General features: G+C 62.1%; 20 protein-coding genes, 2 tRNA genes and 1 other RNA gene. 11 read left to right on the top strand and 12 right to left on the bottom strand.

Annotated elements, in window-relative coordinates:
- Nucleotides 1-83: 83 nt before the first annotated feature.
- The 4 genes from ssrA to smpB all read right to left on the bottom strand — a co-directional run bounded on the left by ssrA (nucleotide 84) and on the right by smpB (nucleotide 3904).
- Nucleotides 84-440: a transfer-messenger RNA gene (ssrA, locus tag DZK26_RS08725) on the bottom strand.
- Nucleotides 441-499: 59 nt separating this feature from the next.
- Complete coding sequence (locus DZK26_RS08720) at nucleotides 500-2203, bottom strand: serine hydrolase (protein WP_116896748.1); 1704 nt, start codon at nucleotides 2201-2203, stop codon at nucleotides 500-502.
- A 77-nt stretch (nucleotides 2204-2280) separates the two neighbouring features.
- On the bottom strand, nucleotides 2281-3396 hold the full coding sequence (locus DZK26_RS08715; RefSeq protein WP_220336953.1) for a diguanylate cyclase: 1116 nt from the start codon (nucleotides 3394-3396) through the stop codon (nucleotides 2281-2283).
- Between the two features lie 43 nt (nucleotides 3397-3439).
- Nucleotides 3440-3904: an SsrA-binding protein SmpB gene (gene smpB / locus DZK26_RS08710; protein WP_116896750.1), complete on the bottom strand. Its 465-nt coding sequence runs from the start codon at nucleotides 3902-3904 to the stop codon at nucleotides 3440-3442.
- 122 nt (nucleotides 3905-4026) lie between these two features.
- Here smpB and DZK26_RS08705 point away from each other — a divergent pair, with 122 nt between their 5' ends.
- On the top strand, nucleotides 4027-4458 hold the full coding sequence (locus DZK26_RS08705) for a type II toxin-antitoxin system RatA family toxin (protein ID WP_181918215.1): 432 nt from the start codon (nucleotides 4027-4029) through the stop codon (nucleotides 4456-4458).
- Nucleotides 4448-4753, top strand: a complete 306-nt coding sequence (locus tag DZK26_RS08700; RefSeq protein WP_116896752.1) for an RnfH family protein — start codon at nucleotides 4448-4450, stop codon at nucleotides 4751-4753. Before DZK26_RS08705 ends, DZK26_RS08700 begins: the two co-directional genes overlap by 11 nt.
- Before the next feature lie 11 nt (nucleotides 4754-4764).
- Here the strand turns inward: DZK26_RS08700 and DZK26_RS08695 are convergent, their stop codons facing one another.
- The gene (locus tag DZK26_RS08695) at nucleotides 4765-5208 is read right to left on the bottom strand and encodes an outer membrane protein assembly factor BamE (protein ID WP_116896753.1); all 444 of its coding nucleotides are present in this window, start codon (nucleotides 5206-5208) and stop codon (nucleotides 4765-4767) included.
- Nucleotides 5209-5264: 56 nt separating this feature from the next.
- On the opposite strand from DZK26_RS08695, the gene fur reads away from it, so the two are divergent.
- Entirely contained in the window at nucleotides 5265-5690 is a 426-nt protein-coding gene (gene fur, locus DZK26_RS08690) for a ferric iron uptake transcriptional regulator (RefSeq protein WP_116896754.1), read from the top strand.
- A gap of 100 nt (nucleotides 5691-5790) precedes the next feature.
- On the opposite strand, the gene recN is transcribed toward fur, so the two are convergent.
- Nucleotides 5791-7458 (bottom strand): DNA repair protein RecN, encoded by a 1668-nt coding sequence (recN, locus tag DZK26_RS08685; protein WP_181918216.1) that lies wholly within the window; start codon nucleotides 7456-7458, stop codon nucleotides 5791-5793.
- A gap of 134 nt (nucleotides 7459-7592) precedes the next feature.
- Between recN and grpE the strand changes: the two genes are divergently transcribed.
- From grpE to DZK26_RS08655, 6 genes are all read left to right on the top strand, one after another.
- Nucleotides 7593-8168: a nucleotide exchange factor GrpE gene (grpE, locus tag DZK26_RS08680; protein ID WP_116896756.1), complete on the top strand. Its 576-nt coding sequence runs from the start codon at nucleotides 7593-7595 to the stop codon at nucleotides 8166-8168.
- Between the two features lie 127 nt (nucleotides 8169-8295).
- Nucleotides 8296-10233 (top strand): molecular chaperone DnaK, encoded by a 1938-nt coding sequence (gene dnaK, locus DZK26_RS08675; protein WP_116896757.1) that lies wholly within the window; start codon nucleotides 8296-8298, stop codon nucleotides 10231-10233.
- 121 nt (nucleotides 10234-10354) lie between these two features.
- A complete protein-coding gene (dnaJ, locus tag DZK26_RS08670; protein WP_116896758.1) occupies nucleotides 10355-11485 on the top strand; it encodes a molecular chaperone DnaJ in 1131 nt (376 codons plus the stop codon).
- A gap of 91 nt (nucleotides 11486-11576) precedes the next feature.
- Entirely contained in the window at nucleotides 11577-12314 is a 738-nt protein-coding gene (gene dapB, locus DZK26_RS08665) for a 4-hydroxy-tetrahydrodipicolinate reductase (RefSeq protein WP_116896759.1), read from the top strand.
- 59 nt (nucleotides 12315-12373) lie between these two features.
- Nucleotides 12374-12449, top strand: a tRNA-Ala gene (locus DZK26_RS08660).
- 36 nt (nucleotides 12450-12485) lie between these two features.
- Nucleotides 12486-12561 (top strand) — tRNA-Glu (locus tag DZK26_RS08655).
- Between the two features lie 516 nt (nucleotides 12562-13077).
- Here DZK26_RS08655 and DZK26_RS08650 read toward each other — a convergent pair.
- From DZK26_RS08650 to DZK26_RS08630, 5 genes are all read right to left on the bottom strand, one after another.
- Nucleotides 13078-14517, bottom strand: a complete 1440-nt coding sequence (locus tag DZK26_RS08650; protein ID WP_116896760.1) for a sodium:solute symporter — start codon at nucleotides 14515-14517, stop codon at nucleotides 13078-13080.
- A 133-nt stretch (nucleotides 14518-14650) separates the two neighbouring features.
- Nucleotides 14651-14929 (bottom strand): hypothetical protein, encoded by a 279-nt coding sequence (locus tag DZK26_RS08645; RefSeq protein WP_116896761.1) that lies wholly within the window; start codon nucleotides 14927-14929, stop codon nucleotides 14651-14653.
- Nucleotides 14930-15057: 128 nt separating this feature from the next.
- The gene (locus DZK26_RS08640; protein WP_116896762.1) at nucleotides 15058-16887 is read right to left on the bottom strand and encodes a DUF885 family protein; all 1830 of its coding nucleotides are present in this window, start codon (nucleotides 16885-16887) and stop codon (nucleotides 15058-15060) included.
- Nucleotides 16888-16969: 82 nt separating this feature from the next.
- A complete protein-coding gene (locus tag DZK26_RS08635; protein WP_181918217.1) occupies nucleotides 16970-17944 on the bottom strand; it encodes an NADPH:quinone oxidoreductase family protein in 975 nt (324 codons plus the stop codon).
- Nucleotides 17945-18010: 66 nt separating this feature from the next.
- Complete coding sequence (locus tag DZK26_RS08630; RefSeq protein WP_116896764.1) at nucleotides 18011-18874, bottom strand: mechanosensitive ion channel domain-containing protein; 864 nt, start codon at nucleotides 18872-18874, stop codon at nucleotides 18011-18013.
- Nucleotides 18875-19011: 137 nt separating this feature from the next.
- On the opposite strand from DZK26_RS08630, the gene cfa reads away from it, so the two are divergent.
- Nucleotides 19012-20142 (top strand): cyclopropane fatty acyl phospholipid synthase, encoded by a 1131-nt coding sequence (gene cfa, locus DZK26_RS08625; protein WP_116896765.1) that lies wholly within the window; start codon nucleotides 19012-19014, stop codon nucleotides 20140-20142.
- Nucleotides 20143-20145: 3 nt separating this feature from the next.
- Entirely contained in the window at nucleotides 20146-21483 is a 1338-nt protein-coding gene (locus DZK26_RS08620; RefSeq protein ID WP_116896766.1) for an FAD-binding oxidoreductase, read from the top strand.
- 191 nt (nucleotides 21484-21674) lie between these two features.
- On the opposite strand, the gene DZK26_RS08615 is transcribed toward DZK26_RS08620, so the two are convergent.
- On the bottom strand, nucleotides 21675-23540 hold the full coding sequence (locus DZK26_RS08615) for a hypothetical protein (protein ID WP_116896767.1): 1866 nt from the start codon (nucleotides 23538-23540) through the stop codon (nucleotides 21675-21677).
- Nucleotides 23541-23743 lie beyond the last annotated feature (203 nt).

Here is a 23743-nt window from a genome sequence, read left to right as displayed (position 1 = left end):
GGGTTTTGGCGGGTTGGTTGGCGGAAACTGGTTGTCCAGATACAACAAAGCCGGCGCAATGGCCGGCTCTGTCTCGGGGATCCTGGTGGAGGCGGGGGGAGTCGAACCCCCGTCCGCGAACCATCTGATCCTGGTTCTACATGCTTAGCCCGCTCGATTATTTCTCGTCGTTACAACGCCCGAGGGGCAGGGCATATGTAACGACCAGTCCCTGTTTGATTTAACGCCATGCCCAGAGACGCGACATGACGCGATCCTGCTAAATGATCCCGAGTCGAAAGCGCAGGCTCAAACGGTCGGGAGCAGGCTGGGTTTTACGCAGCCATTGCGTAGTTGTCGTCGTTGGCAACTAACTTTGGTTCAGCTGGTTTTACGAGGTGAGCTGAGACCTCGGCATGCCCCAGGGTACGTCCGATCCGCGTCGAAGCCGGAACGCCCCCGAAGTCGTCAGTTAAGACTAGCAGTTTGCGTGAAAGTTCCGCAAGCGTTGGGCACATGTTCAGGGCTCGAAACGTTCGAAGGCCACGTTACTGGTGCGTCCGTTGCCCGCCGTGATGCCAGTGACCTCGCCGTCTTCGTTGCGCTGAAATTCGATGTTCACGATCGGGAACTCACCGCTGAAGCGGTCGCCGCGAATACGTGCCATCGGTATTGCTCCAAGTCGACGGTGCCGGATCACCAGGGTGTCATCCTCGCTCTCGACGGTGTAGACGGTTTGGAGCTCTTCGCTGAAATACTGGCCGGTGTAGTCTTGAATCGACGGGCCCTCGCTTTCTTCATCTTCCAGCCGAACGGCTTTCATCGCCTGGCCCTGGTGCAGGGTGAGCTCGGGCACGCTGCCGTCTTCAGTGACGTGAAACTCGAAACGTGCGCCGACTTCCTGGGCCGTAAACTCGGTTGGCGTGACGGCCTCGACGGCCAGGGCCGGTTGTCCGGTTCCCTGTACGTGCAACTGCCCTTCTTCGACGAACACATTGAGAATGAAGTCCGGATCTGCTTCGAGCTCGTAACGCCCGGTCAGGCGCGAGAGATCCCTGGATGTGAGCGAGTCGGGGTCGAAGGTGGCATCGCTGCGATTGTCGACAGCCGCCTCGGATTCGGTTTCCTGCTCGAAGTGCTCGCCGAAATGAACTTCGGCGACCAGGCGTGGAATTGCGGCCGGTAGTCCCGCGTGATTGCTGAAGACCATGTAGCCTCCGTTCAGCTCGGGGAAGTAGACGAAGTGCGATCGATGGGCTGCATCGGCTCCGCCGTGCTGCCAGCGCGTCACGCCACGATACTCGTCGATATACAGGCCCATGCCGTAGTTGGTGGCCTTGCCATTGTTGAGCTCGAAGGGCGTGGTCATCATGTCTTCAACCGCCTCTCCGCCGAGCTCGAACTGGTTCAGGTGGGTCATCCAGCGCGCCATGTCACCGACCGTCGAATAGACACCGCCGGCACCATCGGCGCCACTTATATCCTGGGTTTCGTGAAACGTTTCATCCTTCTCGGTGTAGCCGATGCTTCGGTCTTCTATGATCTGCCCGCTGCGGGAACGGATCTGCGTGGCATTCATGCCCAGGGGTTCGAACACTTCGGCTTCCAGGTACTCACCAAGGGAGCTTTCGGTCACCTGTCCGATAACCTGCGCCAGCAGCATGAAACCGGTGTTGTTGTAATTGAATTCCTCGCCGGGCGTATTCTGAAGTTCGGGTTGTCGGCGTATGACGGTCAAGGCTTCGCGTGGCTCGAACTGGTCGCCCTCCATCAGCCGCCAGCCCGCCAGCGCCAGCGTGTTGAGGATTTCCCGGTAGCCGCTGGTATGCGAGACCAGGTGACGCAAGGTCACCGTTGGCCCGAAATCCGGCAGCTCGGGGAAATACTCGCGAATGTCGTCGTCCAGTGACAGCTGATTCCGGCTGGCGAGAAGTGCGATTGCGAACCCGGTGAATTGCTTGCTCGTCGAGCCCAGGTTGGTGGGCGTGTCGATGCGAAACGGCTGATCGTGCGTGAGATCGGCCATGCCGTGGGCCGATTGGTGGACGAGTTCCCCGTTCTTGACGACGCCGATGACCAGGCCGGGTGTGGTCGAATCGTATTCGTCCAGCAGCTCTGCGAGCCGATCGGACGGCGTTTCTTCTCCGGTACTCGCCAGTACCGGGGTAGACAGCATCAGCAGGGCCAGGGAGATCAGACGCTGGCGAAAGTTTGTGATGCCCATGGTGGTCTCCTCAAGTTGCCGAAAGTGAGGCAAGCCTAGCTCGGGTGCGGGCTATCACGCATGTGCCAGACGTTGGGTCAAGTTCCCGATTCGGGTAGCGGCATTGAGCCGCAGTCGGCTTCGTTCAGTCCGGCGATGCGATTGCGTCCGGCCTCCTTGGCACGGTAGAGGGCGCGATCGGCTGATTCAAGCCATTCACGCACGCCCAGGTCCCGGTCGCCGGCCTCGGCAAAGCCGATACTGACCGATAGTTCCTCGTCGCTGAGATGTGGCAGATCGAGTTCGCTTACGTCCGAGCGAATGGCCTCGGCAACCGCTTCGGCACGTCGCGCGTCGCCGGCGAGGGCGATCGCCAACTCGTCGCCCCCGAATCGTCCCGCCACGTCGCCACGGACGAGGTGGCGGCGAATGATGGTGGATACGCCGCGCAGGGCATCGTCGCCGGTGATGTGTCCGTGCTGATCGTTGATGGTCTTGAAGTGATCGAGATCGACCAGGAGCAGGCTGACCGGCTCGCCGTCCTGGTGCCTGGACTGTAGCATGAGTTCGGCGCGCGCCTGCCAGTGTCCGCGGCTCGAAAGTCCGGTGAGCATGTCGATACGGCTCAACTCGTCGAGCTGGCGGTTCTGCCGCTGGACCTTGCGCACCAGGCGGTAGCCGGTCAGGCTCACGGCGATGGTATGGATGAGAAGGAGGGGCATGCAGACCAGAATCACGGCCATGCTCGACTCGGGCTGGAATCGGAAGCCGGTCACCAGCGCACCGCCGAGCAGACCCGCGAACAGCCCCGGAAGCGACCACAGCCAAAGGCCGCGAATGCCGGTGCTGATCTTGTCGACGGTCGCCAGGGTGATCAAGAGCACGCTGGGCAGCAGGTTGAAGTGCATCAGCGGCGCCCACAGCCCTGCCACGGCGGAGTCGATTAACAGGTTGCGCAGTTCGGCGCGGTAGGGGTTGCGGCTGCGCTGAGCCAGTATCAGGGCCAGCTGCGGCCAGATCAGTGCCGTGAAGATCAGCAGCGCCCAGCTCGGCCAGCCGGCGCCGATTTCGATCAGCACGACGCCGACCGGCGGCGCGGCCAGGCCCATGCCCAGCATGCGAAGGCGGTAGACGCGGCGCGGCATGAGACCCAGATCGCTCAGCCGAGCAAACTCGCGTAAATCCGGGTCTGTCGTGATTCGTTCCCCTTTCATCGCGTCATCATAGCGCCCGACCCGGGAGCCGCGGAAACTTCATTCAATTGTGTTTGAGAATGCGGCTCTTCTGCCGCTCCCAGTCCTTTTCCTTTTCGGCGCGCCGCTTGTCGTGCTGCTTCTTGCCCTTGGCCACGGCAATCTCGACCTTGACCTTGCCCTGTTTCCAGTACATGGCGGTCGGGATGACGGTATGCCCCTTGCGCTCGACCAGCCCGATGAGCCGGTCGATCTCGCGGCGATGTAGCAGCAGTCTGCGCGTGCGCGTCGGGTCGGGCGTGATGTGTGTGGAAACCGACGGCAGCGGCGTGATCAGGCAGCCGAACAGGAACGCTTCCCCGTTTTTGAGCAGCACGTAGCTGTCGCCGAATTGCAGCTTGCCTTCACGCAGCGCCTTGACTTCCCAGCCCTCCAGCGCAATACCGGCCTCCAGCCGCTCGTCGAGTTGATACTCGAAGCGGGCACGCTTGTTGACGGCGATGGTCGATGAGGACTGCTTCTTGGCCACGGTGTTGGTCGTATTCAGGCGAACGCAGAATGATAACTTGGATCCATGCACACCATTCGGCAACCCCGCCAACCGTTAAACTTCACACTTCACACTTCACACTGAACACTTCACACGCTTGCATGCCCGAAGTCCACCGCTCAGCACTCGTTCCCTACGCGCCGGCCCAGATGTACGCCCTGGTCCGGGATGTCGAGAGATATCCTCATTTTCTGGCCTGGGTCAAATCGGCCGAGGTGCACCGTGAGGATGAGCGTTATCAGCTGGCCACACTGGAAATCCAGGTGGCGGGTCTGGTCAGGCGCTTCACCACGCGCAACACGTTGGTGCCCGATGAGGAATTGCTCATGGAACTCGATCGTGGTCCGTTCGATGATCTCGGCGGGGGCTGGAAGTTTGCTGCCGTCGGGGACGGTTGCCGGGTCAGCCTGGATCTGCATTTCCGCGTCAGCGGCGGACTCTTGCTGAGGCCGTTCCAGCGCAACTTTTCGCGCATGGCCGATCGCATGGTCGACGATTTCACGCGTCGCGCTTACCGGGTTTATGAGCGCTGAGCGCATCTCGGTTGAAGTTGCCGCCGCCACGCCGGAGCGTCAGCTGGTCGTTCCTCTGACCGTGCCCGCGGGAACCACGCTGGCCCAGGCCGTCGCACAGGCTGATATACCGGCCCGGATCCCGGGGTTCGAGGTCAATGAGGATCGAATGGGCATTTTCGGCAAGCGCCGCCGGCCCGATACCGTTCTGCAGGAAGGTGATCGTGCGGAAGTCTATCGGCCGCTCACTGCCGATCCCAAGGAAGTGCGGCGCCAACTCGCCGAGCTCGCGCGCGCCCAAAACAGGAAAGGCTGAAGCCCCGGGCTTCAGGTGCCGGGGCCACCGCGCTCTTCGTCGCGCAACGTGTCGAGATCCTGAATGGGTGTGTCCTCGGGATTCTGCAACTCGTCCAGCGCCTCACTGGCCATGTTCTCCTCGTCGAGGTAGTTGCCCTCGATGGACGCCAGCGTATCGTTCTCGAAATACAGTGTGAGAACACGCTTTTTCGGGTTGCTGCCGCGGGACGCATAGGAGTTCATGTAGTCCCAGCGGTCGTTGTGGAACGGGCTGTTGACCGATGGCGTACCCAGGAGGACCTGGACCTGGCGCTTGGTCATGCCGGTCTCCAGCTCGGAGACGTCCTCGCTGTCGAGGACGTTGCCCTGCTGGATGTCCTGTTTGTAGACGAGAGCGCCGCAGGCACTGAGCCACAGGGCGGCCAGTACAACCAACGGACGGGCGAGTTTGATGACTGTAGGTGCGTTCAACATGGGTGGCAATGATACAATACTTATCTTGCGTACGGGCCATCCGACCGGGGTAGAGCATGCCAGGACAAAGCAGCGAACTGAAGAAAGCCGGCCTGAAGGTCACCCATCCCCGCCGGCAGATTCTGCGCCTGCTGGAGACCACCGACCAGAAACACATGACGGCTGACGACATTTACCGCACCCTGGTCGACCAGGGTGAGGAAATCGGTCTGGCCACGGTCTATCGCGTGCTGGCCCAGTTCGAGTCGGCCCATCTGGTTCGCAAGCACCTGTTCGACGACGGAACCGGTCGCTCCCAGCAGGCCTGCTACGAACTCGACGAGGGCGATCACCATGACCACATGGTCTGCCTCGAGACCGGCGAAGTGGTCGAATTCTTCGACGAAGCCATCGAAAAGCGGCAGGAAGAGATCGCCCGGGAGCACGGCTACGAAATCATCGATCACTCGATGGTGCTGTACGTCAGGCCCAAAAAAGATTGACTGAAAGTGTTCAGTGTAAAGTGTGAAGTGTAAAGAAAACAGCAGGTTGAGTGCGTCATCTTCTCTAGCGCCTCACTACTTCACACTTCACACTTCACACTTAACACTTCACGCTCTTTCCCAGCATTTCCTTGGCATGCGCGAGACTCTTGTCCGAATCCGCGCTGCCCAGCATCCGTGCAATCTCGCGTTGACGTTGTTTGCTGTCGAGTGATTCGACGGCCAGGGCGGTGGCGGCCTCGCCTTTTTCCTTGTGAACCCGCAGTTGGTGGTCGGCGCGGGCGGCGACCTGGGCGAGATGCGTGACGCACATGGCCTGGCCGTTGCCGGCGGCCTCGCGCAGGAATTGCCCGACGATGTGGGCCGTCTCGCCGCCGACACCGGCGTCGACTTCGTCGAAAATGCGCGTCTTCGGGCCGACCCGGCCACCGGTGGCGATCATCAGCGCCAGCGCTACGCGCGACAATTCGCCGCCGGAGGCAACCTTCGATAGCGGCTGGAGCGGCTGGCCGGGGTTGGCGCTGAACTCGATGACCACGCGATCGAGGCCGTGCACCGAGGGTGTCGCATCGGGTTCGGACTCGACCCTGAATCCGAACTTTGCCGTGTCCATGCCCAGCTCACCGAGTCGTTCGGTAATCAGCCTGGAAAGCGCCTCGGCCGCCTTGCTGCGCGCGTCACTGAGCTTGCTCGACGCCTTGCGCCACTTCTCCAGGCCTTGCTCGAGATCCCGGATGAGCGCTTGGCGCCGTTCGCCCTGGTTTTCGAGTGATTCCAGCCTTTCCGCCAGTTGCGCCGCCAGGGCCGGTAGCTCGTCGGGCTGGACGCGATGCTTGCGTGCCAGGTCCAGCGCCTTCTCGAGACGCCGGTTGACCGTGTCGAGCCGTTCGGGATCGCCGTCGTCTTCGCTGCCGACGCGCTCCAGGCTGTTGCGGGCCTCGTCGATGTTGATGCGCGCCTCTTCCAGCATCCTGGCGGTTTCCTCGAGTTCGGGCTCGAGTTCCCGCACCGGATCGAGTGCCTGAATGGCCTGATTGATCAGGCTCCGGGCGCCCGGCCCCTCCTCGCTGTCGAGTGCCTGGTCCGCATCGGCGACGGCCAGGCGCACGTCGTCGCTGCGCGCCAGCCGTTCCTGCTCTTTCCCGAGCGCGTCAAATTCTCCCTCGGCCAGCGCCAGGTCCGACAACTCACGCACCTGGAAGCGCAACAGATCGAGTTGGCCGGCGTCGCCGGCGGCCGCTTCCATTTCATCGAGTGCCTGGCGGGCCTTTCGCCAGTCCTGATAGGCGTCGGCGACCGCCCCGAGGGTTTTGTCATCGACCTGGCGGTCCAGCAGGCGCCGCTGCACAGGCGCTTTTTCGAGCTGCTGGTGTTCGTGCTGGCCGTGGATTTCGACCAGCCGTTCCCCCAGTTCGGCCAGCTGACCGACGGTGGCCGAGCGGCCGTTGATCCAGGCGCGCGATCCGCTCGGTGCCGTCAGAACCCGGCGCAGGATCAGTTCGTCGCCCTCGTCGAGCGCCTGTTCCTCGAGCCATTGGCGTGCCGGGTCATTTTCGTCCAGGGCGAAGACCGCTTCCAGTTCCGCCTGTTTCCGGCCTTCGGCAATCAGGCTCGATTCGGCCCGGTCGCCCAGCAGTAGTCCAAGCGCGTCGACCAGGATGGATTTGCCCGCCCCGGTTTCGCCGGTGATGGCGGTGAAACCGGGTTCGATGTCGATTTCGACTTCGCTGATGATGGCGAAATTTCGGATCGCGAGGTGACGCAGCATGCGGGTTCCGGTCGGGCCAGAAGCCCAACAAGCTAGCACTAAGCAGGCCTTCGAACAACTCCGGTTGTATTGGCCGACTGCGACCCCCATTGTTGCGCGCAGGATCAACAAGTTCACGATCAAGGCGAATCGATATGGGAGACAAGAAGGAAGCGGCCGATAACGAGCAGACGCGGTTTGACGAACAGGCGAGCCAGGCCGAGGCCGGCGACGCCGACAGCGTGGAAGAAGCGTCCTCCCAGGCTGAACCCACGCAGTCCGAATCCGCGGATGACGGTGATCCGGAACGCGAGGTCGAGAAGCTGCGCGAGGCGCTGCTGCGCACGCGTGCCGACATGGACAACATGCAAAAGCGCGCCGAACGCGACATGGACAGGGCCCGGCGTTACCAGCACGAGGCGCTCATGCGCGATCTGCTTCCGGTTATCGACGGCCTGGAGCAGGGGCTGGAGAACGCCGCGGAAGGCGACTCTGCGCGCGAAGGCCTGGAGTTGACGCGCAAGCTGCTGCTCAAGGCGCTGGAAGATCATGGCCTCGAAGTCATCAATCCCGAAGGTGAACGCTTCGATCCGCAGTGGCACGAGGCGATGAGCGTGCAGCCCAGCGAGGACGCCGAGCCCGACACCGTGCTGATGGTGCTGCAGAAAGGCTATCGGCTCAATGATCGCTTGTTGCGCGCCGCGCGCGTGATCGTTGCCAGCGAGCCTTGATGATGAACGAGCGCGTGCCCCGGCGATTGAAATGAGCGTCTCCGGGCCCCACTAAACGGCTAGAGCATTCTTCAGTGCATTTACGTACAACCGAGTTTCAAAACGAATCGAACAGGATTGAAATACCATGAGTAAGACTATCGGCATTGACCTGGGAACCACTAATTCCTGTGTTGCCGTCATGGAAGGCGGCAAGACGCGCGTGATCGAAAACGCCGAGGGCAACCGCACCACACCGTCGGTCGTGGCCTTTACCAAGGACGACGAGGTGCTGGTGGGTCAGCCGGCCAAGCGCCAGGCGGTCACCAACGCCGACCGCACGCTGTACGCGGTCAAGCGCCTGATCGGGCGCAAGTACAAGGAAGACGTGGTCCAGAAGGACAAGGATCTGGTCGGCTTCAAGATCATCGAAGCCGATAACGGCGATGCCTGGGTACAGGTCGGCGACAAGAAGATGGCGCCGCCGGAAGTCTCCGCCCGGGTGTTGCAGAAGATGAAGAAGACCGCCGAGGACTACCTGGGCGAGGAAGTCACCGAAGCGGTCATTACCGTGCCGGCCTACTTCAACGACTCGCAGCGCCAGGCCACCAAGGACGCCGGCAAGATCGCCGGTCTCGAGGTCAAGCGCATCATCAACGAGCCGACCGCGGCCGCACTGGCCTACGGCCTGGACAAGGAAGGCGCCGATCGCAAGGTTGCCGTCTACGACCTCGGTGGCGGCACGTTCGATATCTCGATCATCGAGATCGCCGATGTCGACGGCGAGCAGCAGTTCGAAGTGCTGGCCACCAACGGCGATACCTTCCTCGGTGGTGAGGATTTCGACAACCGCCTGCAGGACTACCTGATCGACGAATTCAAGAAGGACCAGGGTGTGGACCTGCGAAAGGATCCGTTGGCGTTGCAGCGCCTGCGCGAAGCCGCGGAACGGGCCAAGGTCGAACTGTCGTCTGCCCAGCAGACCGAAGTCAACCTGCCGTATATCACGGCCGACCAGGCGGGTCCGAAGCACCTGAGCATCAAGGTGACGCGTTCGAAGCTCGAGGCGCTGGTTGAGGACCTGGTCAAGCGCTCCATCGAGCCTTGCCGCACGGCGCTCAACGACGCCGGCCTGAAGGTTGACGACATCAACGAGGTCATCCTGGTCGGTGGTCAGACGCGCATGCCGGCCGTGCAGACGGCCGTGTCCGATTTCTTCGGCAAGGAGCCGCGCAAGGACGTCAATCCCGACGAGGCCGTGGCCGTGGGCGCCGCCATTCAGGGCGGCGTGCTGTCCGGCGACGTCAAGGACGTGCTGCTGCTCGACGTCACACCGCTGTCGCTGGGTATTGAAACCCTCGGTGGCGTGTTCACCAAGCTGATCGACAAGAACACGACCATCCCGACACGTGCCTCGCAGGTGTTCTCGACCGCCGAGGACAATCAGTCCGCGGTGACCGTGCACGTCCTGCAGGGCGAGCGCGAGCAGGCATCGGCCAACAAGTCGCTGGCACGCTTCGACCTGACCGGCATTCCGGCTGCCCCCAGAGGTGTGCCGCAGATCGAGGTCACCTTCGATATCGACGCTAACGGCATCCTGCACGTCTCGGCCAAGGACCAGGCGACCGGCCGCGAGCAGAAGGTCGAAGTCAAGGCTGGCTCGGGTCTGTCGGAGGAAGAAATCGAGCAGATGGTGCAAGACGCCGAGGCGCACCGCGAGGAAGACAAGAAGTTCCAGGAACTGGTTTCGGTGCGCAACAACGCCGACGCCGTCGCCCATTCGACGCGCACCAGCCTGGAAGAGCACGGCGACAACCTCGACGAGTCGACCAAAAAGCAGATCGAGGATGCCCTGGCCAAGGTCGACGAGGCCATGAAGGGCGACGACAAGGAGGCCATCGAGTCGGCCGTCAACGAACTGCAGCAGGCCGGCGCCGAGCTCTACAAGGCCGCGGCCGAGAAGACCCAGGCCGAAGAGGGCGGCACGGAAGCTGCCGGTGAACAGGGCGGCGAGTCTTCCTCCGGCGAAGACGAGGAAGTGGTCGACGCCGAGTTCACCGAAGTCGACGACGACGAGAAGAAATGATTCTTGAGTGTGAAGTGTGAAGTGTGAAGTGTGAAGGGGGCGGTTCAGCGGCCCTCTTCACCTTCGCATTTCAGCACTTCATTACTTCACACTTGACACTTAACACTTAACACTGTCTTTCATGTCCGCTGACTACTACGACATCCTTGGCGTAACGCGCGAAGCGTCGACCGACGAGATCCGCAAGGCGTATCGCCGAAAGGCGCGCCAGTATCATCCGGACCGCAATCCGGACGATCCCGACGCCGAAAACAAGTTCAAGGAAGTCCGCGAAGCGCACGACGTGCTCAAGGACGAGCAGAAGCGTGCGGCCTACGACCGTTTCGGTCATGCCGGCGTCAACGGCGGTATGGGTGGCGGCGGCGCCGGCCCCCAGGGCGGCTTCGGCGACATCAACGATATCTTCGGCGACATCTTCGGCGACATCTTCGGCGGCGGCGGGCGCCGGCGCCAGAGCCAGTCGCGCCGCGGCCAGGACCTGCGCTATACCCTGGAGCTGGACCTCGAGGAAGCCGTCTCCGGCGTCGAAAAGGAAGTCAGCCTGCCCACGCTCGGCGAGTGCCAGACCTGCAACGGTACCGGCTCGAAGGACGGTCAGCTCAACGTCTGTTCGACCTGTGGTGGCCAGGGGCAGGTGCGCATGCAGCAGGGCTTTTTCTCCGTGCAGCAGACCTGTCCGGCCTGCCGCGGCAGCGGTCGCACCGTCAAGGATCCCTGCAGTGACTGCAGTGGAACCGGCCAGGTGCGCGAGACCAAGACCCTGCAGATTCGCATTCCGGCCGGTGTCGACACCGGCGACCGTATTCGCTTGAGCGGTGAAGGCGGCGCCGGCGCCCAGGGTGGCGGCGCCGGTGATCTCTACGTGGACGTACAGGTACGTCCGCACCCGCTGTTCCAGCGCGACGGCGACGACCTGTTCTGCGAGGTGCCGATCAGCATTACCACTGCGGCACTGGGCGGGCAGATGAAGGTGCCCACCCTGGACGGATCGGTGATGCTCAAGATTCCGGCCGAGACGCAGTCCGGCAAGGTCTTTCGCATTCGCGGCAAAGGCGTGCAGTCGGTTCGATCACGGACGTCCGGTGACCTGCTGTGCCGGGTCGAGGTCGAAACACCGGTCAATCTTTCGCGTGAGCAGAAAGACCTCCTCAAGCAGCTCCAGGACACGCTCGACGACCAGCCCGAACAGAGTCCGCAGTCGTCGGGCTGGACCGACAGGGTCAAGAGCTTCTTCGACCGCATGGGCTTTTGATCGGACCTGTCATCCCGGCCGTTGCGCAAGCTGCGAGCCGGGATCTCGCACCTACCTGAACCACCGGCGTCGAATGCGGTAAGCTTCCAGCATGAGCCTGCAAGTTCTCGTCAGCGGCGCCTCCGGCGCGGTGGGCCGCGCCATCATCGAAGTCATCGAGTCCGATGACCGGTTCGTCCTGGCCGGCGAGGCGACCAGCCAGCAATTCTTCGAGCCGGACGTCCAAGCCGACGTCATCGTGGATTTTTCCCATCCCGACTTGCTCGAGCGCGTCGCGCATTTCGCTGCCCGCCGACGCATACCGCTGGTGACCGGCACCACGGCCCTGGGCGAGCCGCTACAGCACGAACTGCGCGAAATTGCCGAACACATCGCCATCTGCCAGGCCGCGAACTTCAGCGTCGGCGTCAATCTCCTCGTCAGGCTGGCCCGGCAATCGGCCCAAGCGCTGGGGGAAGACTTCGATATCGAGATTCTAGAGGCTCACCATCGGCGCAAGCTCGATGCGCCATCCGGCACGGCACTGTGGCTCGGCGAAACCGTGGCCCGTGCACGCGGTCAGGAACTGAGTGACCGGGCCGTGCATGATCGCAGCCAGCGCCGCCAGGCGCGTCCCGCGGGTGAAATCGGCTTCCAGGCCATTCGCGGTGGCGATGTCGCCGGCGAGCATACCGTCTATTTCCTGGCCGAGGGTGAACGTCTCGAATTGACGCACCGATCCAGCGATCGGCGTGTTTTCGCCCGCGGCGCGCTGCTTGCAGCGAGCCGAATCATCGATCGACCGGCCGGACTGCTGGATTTTTCCGAACTGGTACTGGAGTCCGACTGAAACGGCCAAAAAGGGTTTGACAGCCCCCATACCCTCGACTAGAATGCCCGGCTTGTTGTGGGGCCATAGCTCAGCTGGGAGAGCGCTACAATGGCATTGTAGAGGTCGGCGGTTCGATCCCGCCTGGCTCCACCAATAAGGTTTCTGAAAGCATCTCCGAAGACGTTTTCAGTCCCCATCGTCTAGAGGCCTAGGACACTGCCCTTTCACGGCAGCGACCGGGGTTCGAATCCCCGTGGGGACGCCAAATAGAAAAGGCCCGCCTTGAGCGGGCCTTTTTTATTTGACGCCCCCACTATGGGATCGAACCCACTTCCTCGAAGCTATAAGACTTCGAATAGCTCGTTAGCCAATTCGAAGCCTGTATCCCCTCGGCCACCCCCTTAGGGTTCGAACCGAGGGCCACGAAAGTGGCCCGAGCTCGCTGAAATGCTTCGCATTTCAGCCATCCCCGTGACGGCCACACGCCGCTCAATGCGGCGGGTGGCCGTGGCCACGATGAACCCCACACACAGAATTCAGTCTCGAAACCCTCCGAGCCGGCTTTTCGACGCCACCCCCTCAGGGTTCGAACCGAGGGCCGCAAAGCGGCCCGAGCTCGCTGAAATGCGAAGCATTTCAGCCATCCCCGTGACGGCTGGCGGCCGCTCAAGGCGGCGACAACCACATAGCCGACCGCCATCAGCAGCAATAGGCCGATGCGCTTGAACTTGATGCCGCTCGACATCTGCATGACACCGTGCGCCGACTCGATGTGTACCGGTCATTCCAGCGCTGGATGCCGCTCGCGCGGCGGTGTCAGTAATGAAACGGTCACGTGCAGCACGAGCGAGGCCAGAGCGCCGATGACGATGACCGGAAAGCCGCCGATCAGCGGTAGGCCGGCGAACTCGAACCAGCCGAGCTCGCCGGCCACGCCGACGCCCGATCCCCCCAGGATGGCAGCGATCGCCCCGGCAGCGTTGCCCCGTTGCCAATACAGCCCGAGCACGACCGGGACAAAAACACCGGCTGCATAGAGCGTGTAGGACATCAAGAGCAAATCGATGATGGCCTCGAAGGCCAGCGCCATCCACAGCGCCAGCACGCCGATGACCACCGTCACCCCACGCGAGATCAACAGCAACTGCCGGCCGTCGATGTCGACGTCGGGCTTGATGAGCCGGGCGTAGAGATCATTGGTGACATGCGCGCTACCGGCCACCAGCAGGGAATCGGCGGTCGACATGATGGCACCGATGATGGCGGCGATAACAATGGCGGCAGCCGCTGATGGCAGAACTTCGGCGATCAGCTTCGGAATGGCCTGTGCAGCCTCGATTTCGCCACCGAACAGCGCCCGGGCGGCCATGCCGGTGATGACGGGAAAGACGGCAAACAGCACCAGCAACAACCCGGCCAGAATCGCCGCGCGCCGAGCAGTGTTTTCGTCGCGGGCAGCGAACAGCCGCTGGTAGAAGTCCTGTCCGATCAGCGTATACATCATGGTCGGCACGATGGCGGCCAGTACCAGGCCCAGGCCGGCACCCAACGGGCTGAAGTAGGCATCACGGGAAATCGCAACCTCCAGCCCCTCGATGCCGGTGCGCATACCGACGATCCCACCCGCTTCTCCCAAGGCCATGAATGCCGCAACCGGCACGCCGATGAATACGATCCCCAGTTGAACCGCATCGGTCAAAGTCACACCCCAAAGGCCCGACATGGCCGTGTAGACGATGAACAGCCCGGTAGCAGCAATTGCCGCCCAGGTCGGATCAAGGCCGACAATGGACAGTGCCCCCTGTGCTGCCCATACCTGGGCACCGATGATGCCGATTATGGCGACCAGCGACAGCAGTGCCCCCAGTATGCGAACCACTTCGTTGCGATAGCGCAGTGCGAGATAGTCAGGCACGGTGAACATCGCCAGGCGTCGCATCCGGCGGGCGGCGACCAGGCCGAGCGCCACCAGTGAAAGTCCGACACCGGCGGCGTAGGCGATGCCCGTCAGGCCGTACTGGAACCCCCATTCCCCGGAACCCATCACGAAGCCGCCACCGAAGTGCGTTGCGCAAAGCGTGGCAGTGGCAAGCACAAGTCCCAGGCGGCGTCCGGCCAGAAGGAAGTCCGTGGTGTTGCCTACAAAGCGGCTTGCGTAGACACCCACCCCGAAGATCGCGATGAAATAGACGATCAGTACGATGATTTGAAGATCGGGCATGGTGCGATTCTACGGCGAAGATGCTACTTACAGCTTTCCCGGTGCCCAATTCGGTCTTCAGGACAACACGGAATCATTCCAGATCGACCTGATCGACTGAACCCGCGCAGGCCGCTGTTGCCAGACCGTTCGTTCAGGGCGACCCGATCAGAACGGCGCCATCGGGCAGGGCGGCCTGCAGGGCCCGGCAGTCGCCGGTGTTGGACATCCGGGGCGTCGAGGGTCCGGCATCCCAGGCCGGTGTTCGGCCGGGTTGCGGTTCGACGGGAACCCAGATCCGGCACGGACCGGACTTTTCCCACCAGGGTGCGTCCTGTGCGAACTGCGGCCCGGAGGGTGACGAGGTCGCACATGCCGAGGCCAGCAGTGCAGCGGCGACAATCAGCAGCGTCTTGGTCGTTCCGGCCGGCATGAGGTGCGTCCTTGAATGAGACCCGTCCATCGTAGCCGCCTGAAGCAGGTGTTGCCAGTTCGAGCCTGCGAGCAATCAACGACAGAACGGCAGCCGCCCCGGAGTCCGGCGCGGTTGCCGTAGCATGATCAGACGCTACGCTCTTCCTCGATCCACTTGTCGACGACCTCTTCGAGCAGCGTCAGCGGCAGCGCCCCGTGGCCCAGAATCTGGTCGTGGAATTCCGGCAGGCTGAAGTCGTCGCCGAGTTCGCGCCGGGCGCGCTCGCGCAGTTCGAGAATCTTCATCATGCCCACCTTGTAGGCCAGTGCCTGGCCGGGCATGACGAGGTAGCGCTCGATCTCGGCCTCGACCTCGCCTTCGCCCATGCCGGTATTAGCCAGCATGTAGTCGATGGCTTCCTCCCTTGTCCAGCGCTTGTGGTGCAGGCCGGTGTCGACCACCAGGCGAACGGCGCGGAACATTTCGGCCTGCAGGCGCCCGAGATTGTCGAGCGGATCGTCCTGAAAGCCGATCTCCCGGGCCAGCTGTTCTGCGTAAAGCGCCCAGCCTTCCGAATACGCGGTAAAGGGCACCAGCCGCCGGAACATCGGAATGTCGTCGAGCTGCTGGGTAATGGCGATCTGGAAGTGATGGCCCGGAATCCCTTCGTGGTAGGCGAGGGTGCGCATGCCGAATTTCGGTACCTCGGAGACGTCACGCAGATTGGCAAAGAAAGTGCCCTGGCGCTTGCCGTCCATCGAGGGGCGCTGGTAGTAGGCACCGGCCGAGGTCTCCTCGGCGAACTCGGGCACGCGCTTGACCTGCACGCCGGTTTCGGGCCGCAGATTGAAATACTCGTCCATGGCCGGGTCGATCTCGTCTAGGATCTTCTGGTATTCGGCCAGAATCTGTTCACGGCCTTCGTCGGTGTCGGGATAGAGCTGGTCCGGACGCTCGGACAGCCGCTGAACGCGTTCGCCGATGGTGCCCTCGGTCAGGCCTTCGGCGCGCAGGATGGCGTCCATCTCGCGGCCGATGCGCTCGACCTCCGCGAGGCCGATGTCGTGGATTTCCCCGGCGCTCATCTCGGTGGTCGTGTGTTGCCGGATCGCCTGCTTGTAGAAGGCCTCGCCGTCGGGCAGGCGCCACACGCCGCCGTTGCTCGTCGCCTTCGGTTCGAGCTCGCGCAGGTAGGCCAGCAGGTCCTCGTAGGCGGGATAGACCGACTGCGCCACGGCCGTTACGGCTTGCTCACGCAATTCCTCGCGGCGGTCGGTCGGCAACTCCGACTTGTCGATGCTTTCCATCTTCTCGTCGAATTCCACCACCAGCATGTGCTCATCCGGCGCGCTGTCGAGAAACCCCTCGATCTGGTCGATGACCTTGGTCACTGCGAACGAAGGCGGAAGAATGCCGCGTTCTTCGCGAACCCGGAGCCCTTCCAGCACCCCGTCGAATTTCTCGTCGAATTCATTCAGGCGGGCGATGTAGTGCTCGGCACCCAGCTCGTCCTCGACCACGTGCTGCTGAACCATGAAGTCGGGAAGGGTGCTCTGCACGCCGAACATCTGGTTGACCGGAAAGTTGTGGAAGCGCCAGCGGTCGGCTTCGGCGAGCTGGTTCGACATGAAGAAGTCGAACACGTCGTAGGAAAGCAGGTCCTGGCCCTCGTAGTCGGAGCGGTCATAGCGCTTGAAGGTTTCGTACTGCTCGCGCCAGTAGGCCAGTATCTCCTCGTTCGCTTCGGGGGAGGCGTCGCTGAGCTCCGCGTTGTGACCGCGAATCCCGAACTGGTCGAGAATCCGTAGCGAGGTCAGCATCTCCGGCTGCTGCAGGCTGAACTTCAGGAAGGCCCGCGAGTAGAACCAGTCGATCGACAGTGGCTTGAAATACCAGAAATTGACGAACAGCAGGCTGCCCGCGAGTATCAGCACGGCAAGGCTGACGCTGCCCCACTTGAGAAACTTCTTGAGCATCGAATTCGGTCCATTGAAGGTGGAAGCCGCAGGCTAACGTCCACCGCGCGGCGTACACGACTGCCAGAAGTCATGGTCGGGTTCAGGGCGTCACGACCAGGCTTCCCCTCGATTGCCGGGAGAACAGCGCGGCGAAGGCCTCGCCGGCGTCTTCCAGGGAGTAGCTGTGGGTCGGCGCCGGGTCGATGGCGCCGGTCAGTGTCCACTCGGCCAGGGTCTCGATTACCGGTGGCACCACGCTCGGGTCGGCCATGACCGTTCCGCCCCAGTTGACGCCGTGAATGCTGCAGCGCTTGAGCAGCGGCAGGTTCATGGGGATATTCGCGATGCCGTTGACGAAGCCCACCACCAGGAAGCGGCCGCCGGGTGCCATCAGGCGCAGCGCCGGTTCGGACATCTCGCCGCCGACCGGGTCGTAGACGGCATCGACGCCGCGCTTGTCCGTGGCCGCCTTGACCTCGTCGCGCCAGCCTTCGCCCGTGTAGTCGACGACGACATCCGCGCCGTGGTCGAGGCAATGCTTGCGTTTCTCCTCGCTGGAGGCGCAGGCGATGATCCTGGCGCCCAGGGCCTTCGCGCATTGGATGGCGGTCGTGCCCGTGCTGCCGGCGGCCCCGAGGACCAGCACGGTATCGCCTTCGCGAACGCCGCCGATCTCGCGCAGCCCGTACAGGCTGGTCGCCCAGGAAATGAAGAAATTGGCGGCAGCCACTGGTTCGATCCCCTCCGGCAACGGCGCACAGGAGCTGGCCGGCAAGACGACCTGCTCGGCCATGCCGCCGTGTAATGCGAACGCGGCGACCGCCTGGCCCGGGGAGAGATGAGAAACACCGTCACCGACCGACTCAACCACGCCGGCGAGCGAACTGCCGGGCACGAAGGGCAGGTCGGGCCGGATCTGGTAGTCGCCACGAATCAGCAGACCGTCGAAATAGCCCACGCCGACGCCTTTCACGTCCAGGCGAACCTCGCCCGGCCCCGGATCGGATGGAGCCGGAATGTCGCTGACCTCGATGGCCGCGGGGTCGCCGAATTCTGCGATCTGAATGGCTTTCACTGTCAACCTCCCGGGAAATTCAGGGGCCCATTATCCATGCCTGTGGAAGCATCCCGCATCGATTCCTCAAGACCCTTCCGGGTCAGTGGGCGCCTCTTTTTCGGTGGAAAAATCGGTTCCCGCGAGGACGTCCTCTAGGATGGCCTGTTCAGTGGAGCTGCGCTGTCCGGCCGGAACGGGCAGGCGGACGACCAGGTGTACTTCCTCTGCATTGGGCACATGGATCGTGACGCGCGGTTCGACCGGCGGCAATCCCAGCCCCCGCAGCTCGCTGACCTGGCCCATGTGCGCGCGCACCTCGTTGATAAAGGGTGCGCAGTGGCGTTCGGCTGCCTCGAGCAGGGCCCGGCGGGCGCCATTCCAGTCGTCCCCGCGCTTGAACGGAATGGACAGGACGTGGAAACCGAATTTCTCGGTAAAACTCTCGTTGACGATCGGTTCGGAAACGAAAAGCGCATTCGGGAGAACGATCTTGCGGCCGGTACGCTGGTGCATCGATTTGCCCGGCCCGACTTCGAGAATGGTCGTGGCCAGCAGGCTGTGGTCGATAACGTCGCCCCGAAAGTCCTTGATCTGGATGCGATCGCCCAGGTTGAAAGCGGCCGAGCCGCTCTTGAGCAGGGAGCCCGTCAGGCAGAGGATGAGTTCCTTGGTGGCCACCACGAATGCGATGGCGAGGGCGACGATGGACAGCGCCAGCGTGCGAAGCTCGTTGCCCCAGATCAGTACCAGCCCCAGCAGCAAAAGCAGCAACAGGCCATTGCGCGAATTGACCAGCCACTTGCGGCGCAACTCCGCGGCTGCGACATTGCGGCGGATATAGCGGGCCGTAAGGCTGCGCATGATGGCCACCGCGACAACGAGAATGCCGGTGCTGATGATCAGGCTGAAGACGGAATCCGGTATCGAGAAGTTCGGCAGCCAGTCCATATGAACGCTTGACTCCAAAGGCAATGTCAAAGAATAACAGCGCAGGGGGTTGAATGCGCCTTGACCCGGTCGGCAAGGGGCGACTAATCTTTCTGCGAGGGATTCAAACCTAACCGACTTCCAAAGCGAGCCAAATCGTGTCAGCGAACCGGAAAGTGGTGGAACTGCTCAAGGCCGCCGGCATCGAGATTGATGGCGGGCGTCCCTGGGATCTGCAAGTGCACGACGAGCGACTGTATAACCGTGTGCTGGGCGAGGGCTCGGTCGGCGCCGGCGAGTCCTACATGGACGGCTGGTGGGATGCCGAGCAGCTCGACGAGTTCTTTTTCCGGGTCCAGCGGGCGCGACTCGATCGCGAAATCCGCACCTGGTCGATACTGTTCCAGGTGCTGTTGAGCCGGTTCATCAACCGGCAGGATCGCCGACGCTCGAAGCAAGTCGCCGAACAGCACTATGACCTGTCGAACCGCCTCTACGAGGCCATGCTCGGCCCGACCATGCAGTACACCTGTGCTTACTACGGGCCCGAAGGCGAAGCGCGCGCGCTCGACGAGGCACAACGCGCCAAGCTTGCCCTGGTAGCGCGCAAGCTGCATCTGAAACCGGGCATGCGTGTACTCGAACTCGGCGGCGGTTTCGGCGAACTGGCCCGTTATCTGGCCGCCGAGCATGACTGCGAGGTGGTCAGCTACAACATCAGCCGCCAGCAGGTCGACTATGCGCGTCAAATCTGCAAGGGCCTGCCCGTCGACTTGCGGCTGCAGGACTATCGCGAGGCGGCCCGCGATCCCGGTGAGTACGATCGGGTGGTCAGCGTCGGACTGATGGAGCACGTCGGTCCGAAGAACTACCGTGGATTCTTCGAGCTTGCCAAGGCCCGCCTGAAGGCCGGCGGCCTGGCCCTGGTCCACACCATCGGCGGCAACGAAAGCCGTGTAACCGCCGACCCCTGGATCACCAAGTACATCTTTCCCGGCGGCGTGATTCCCTCGGAGGCACAGCTCACGCGCGCCAAGGAAGGCCTGTTCGTGCTCGAGGACTGGCACAACTTCGGTCCCGACTACGACCGCACGCTGATGGCCTGGGAAGCGAACTTTCTCGAAGCATGGCCGGAACTCAAGGAGAGTGAAGGGCTCGACGAGCGTTTCTACCGCATGTGGCGTTATTACCTGAACTGCTCGGCCGGCGCGTTCCGGGCGCGGGGCCTGAACCTCTGGCAGTTGGTGCTCAGCCACGGCGACGTGCCTCGCTATATCCCGGTTCGCTGAATCATGAGCGAAGCGAACTGGGCGGCCCACCGTGCGCGTGTCGAGTCACTGGCCGGTGCGCTGACGGACTCCGAAGGCCCCGTACGCCTTCGCAAGCGCACCAGTAACCTGTTCCGTCCGCGCGAGGCGGTGGACCGCACCGAGCTCGACGTCACCTCGCTCAACCAGGTGATCGGGATCGATGCCGAAGCCGGCGTCGCCGAAGTCGAAGGCATGACGCCCTACGTCGACCTGGTCGACGCCACCCTGCCGCATGGTTTCGCCCCTGCCATCGTCCCGGAACTGAAAAGTATCACCGTCGGCGGCGCGATGACCGGTCTGGGCATCGAGTCGAGCGCTTTCCGATATGGCTTGGTGCACCACACGGTCCGCGAAATGGATGTGCTGGTGGCCGACGGTCGTGTGCTCACCTGCTCGCCCGAACAGCACCCGGAACTATTCTTTGGTTTTCCCAACTCCTACGGAAGCCTGGGCTACACGACACGGCTTCGCGTCGACCTGATTCCGGTAACGCCTTATGTGCGGCTCGAGCACACGTCGTTCAGCGACGCGGAACAACTCTTTGCCGCCATCGCCAGGGAATGCGAGCAGCCGACTTGCGCCTATCTCGACGGCGTGTACTTTGCCCCGGGTGAATTCGTTCTGACCCGCGCGCATTTCATCGATGCGTTACCCGCGGGCGTCGAGGCAAGCGACTACACTTGGCTGCAGCAGTACTGGAAGAGCCTGCACGAACGACAGGAAGACTACCTGAGCATCCACGATTATCTCTGGCGCTGGGACACCGACTGGTTCTGGTGTAGCAAGAATCTCGGCATGCAGTTCAAGCCGCTGCGCTTCGTCATGGGGCGCAAGCGACTCAACAGCATCACCTACCAGAAAATCATGCGCGCCAGCCACCACTGGCCGCTGAGTATGCTCCAGTATTTTCGCCCTCGTACCGAATCGGTGATCCAGGACGTCGATATTCCGATCGACAATGCCGCGGCCTTCCTTGCCGAGTTCGAAAATCAAATCGGCATCCGCCCCGTCTGGATCTGCCCCTTCGTTGTGCCCGACGGCCGATTCTCCCTGTTCGAGCTTCGCACCGATACGCCGTATATCAATTTCGGCTTCTGGGACATGGTGCGCTCGAGCGAACCGGACGGTCACTACAACGCACTGGTCGAGGAACTGGTGGCCAGACACGGCGGCAAGAAAAGCCTGTACTCGCGCAGCACCTACGACGAGTCGCGCTTCTGGCAGGAATACGATCGCGAGACTTACGAATCACTCAAGCGCGAGTGCGATCCCGATGGCCGCTTCCCGGGCCTGTACGAAAAGGCCGTAGGGCAACGCTGATCGCGACGGTTTCAGGTTGCTTCAGGCGCCCCGGGAGGCGGTTCCGCACGTGCAGGTAGAGCGCGGGACTTCGAAGCCACTCGCGATGTCTCCCGATATGGTGAACCACCCAGGTTGTTGCTATCGATGGCCACGGGTCTGCTCGTGATTTGCTGGCGCGCCGACTGTGCGGCGCTTTCACCTCGGGTTTACTACGGTTCCGGGACTGACTCAAGGAAAAACAGGGTGCCTGCTGAATCAACAGCTGGTTCCGCTCCAAATCCCAGTCTTCCGATCCCGTACAGGCCTTCCGGGGTCTGATTGGCCGGGAGCAGCGTGAAAGTGGCCTGCACGAATGAGGAACCTCTAGGCAGCAACTTCAGCAGCAGATCGCCACTTTCGAGGATTTCCCACTCGAAATCGTAACCACCTTCATCCGGCCGTGGGTCGTTCGGATCATCCAGAATTGCCGACCAGCCGGTTCCGTCGAGGTTGAGCTGCAGGTAGCTGCCCGACAGAATCGGTGACATCAACCGGTATCGTCCCGGAATCTCCTCATCGGCCAGGGTGGGGGTGGGGTCATCGGCTTGCAGAATATTGTGGCTTGTCGTCTTGATCTGCCCATCCGGGAGAATGCCGCGGGTCACCACCTGGGTCGTTTCCAGGTCTCCGAACTCGAAGCTGCTTGCGCCCAGGGGGATGACTTCCACGCTGATCCCATCACCGTGCGTGATGGTGTACTCATTGCCTGTCGATGCCCATTCAAGCGCTTCACCACTGATCCGGGCGCTGGCATTGCCCCCACTTTCGAAGTCAATGATATCGAGGTTCGGCGCGCCGACCACGCCTGCATCGGATTCACAGTCCGGATCGCAGCGCGGGAAGGCCCACGAAGTGCCCTCGGCGGGGCCTGACCAGGTCACAGGGGCTGCATCGAATGTCTTTGTGGTCAAGACCGAGTGGCTGGTAGTCGTTCCGAGGGCCGGGACGTCATCAGGGCTCAGTTCCGGGTTGTCCGGTGCGGTTGTTTCCTCGCGAGTACTCAGTAGGCTGATCGGAATGGCCTCGGAGGCATTGACCATGCGCCAGTCGGCTTGAAGGGTCTTTTGAACCAACTCAACAGAGTCCGTATAGCCATCGGGGATGATATAGGAACTGATCGGAGGCATTATCGAATCACCCTCGGCAGGCAGCATGGCAATGTAGCGCTCATTGACACCGAAAAAGTCCATGTCATCGGCGAAAATGAGGTCGCCGGTTGCCATGTTTTCCCAAGTGACCAATCCGGATCCGCCGCGCGTGCTGAACTGACCGGACTGATCATTCTCGAGCTCGATGGAATAGGCTGAATTGGCGGTCGAACCGTCGCTATTTTGCACCATCAATGTACTATCGACAGGAAATTGCCCTTCCGGAACCAGGAACAGGTAAGGCTTGGATATCAATCCTTCATAGATCACCATGCGCTGCTCCGGATCGAATGCATTGACCGCATCTTTCAGGGCCTGTTCATTCAGGGACAGCTCGAGCAGGTTGCTGAAGCCCGCAGGCATGTTGTCTGCTGACTGTGACAGATGAAACAGGGTCGCGGCATCGTGGAACAGCGAGTAGACCTGGAGTCCGCGCACCAGGTGCCCGATATCGTTCCAGGTTTCGGGCTCCTGACCGTCCAGCCCGAATTTGACCAGCGAGGCGTAGGCAATAGTGCTGACGGGTGAAATCGGGCCCGTTCGGAACACATCGTTACTGTCGGAGTTGTCCGTGATGTGCTTATCTGTGTGGATCAGCCGGAAATAGCAGATGTGGTCCTGATCCCCAACACCGCAAGCCTGAATTCGAACAAGATCGTCACTGGAAATTGACTCAAATTGCGCTGAGAACCGTCCGGAATCATTTGCGACCGTCGTACTTGGAGTTTCAGTACCGTGATAAACCGTGATCTCGGCGTTTGGAAGTGCCGGCAAAGCGGTCGAGCCTTCGACGGTGACTGGCGAAAGCGCCTCCGTATAGCCGGGCAGCAGAACCAGGATCAAGCATGCCCAAAGATGCTGCGAACGCAGCTTTTCAACGAGCCCCATAAAACCTCCCTTTGCTCCCTAATACAATTCCTCCCATTCAAAACTACACCAACCACTCCCGGCTTTCAACCAGTTACGCCTTGAAGCGCCCCGGCGCTGGCCAGTAGTTCGTGGACTCTCGAGGGTTACCTACATAGGCAGTTGAGGAGACTTTAAGGGTTTCTTGATGAATCGTGCATGACTATTCCACCGTCTGCCCGAAT

It is taken from the genome of Wenzhouxiangella sp. 15190 (assembly GCF_003417465.1).
Taxonomy (GTDB): Bacteria; Pseudomonadota; Gammaproteobacteria; order Xanthomonadales; family Wenzhouxiangellaceae; genus Wenzhouxiangella.
The sequence above is the reverse complement of the archived record's forward strand: the minus strand, read 5'-3'. Positions and strand labels throughout refer to the sequence as shown.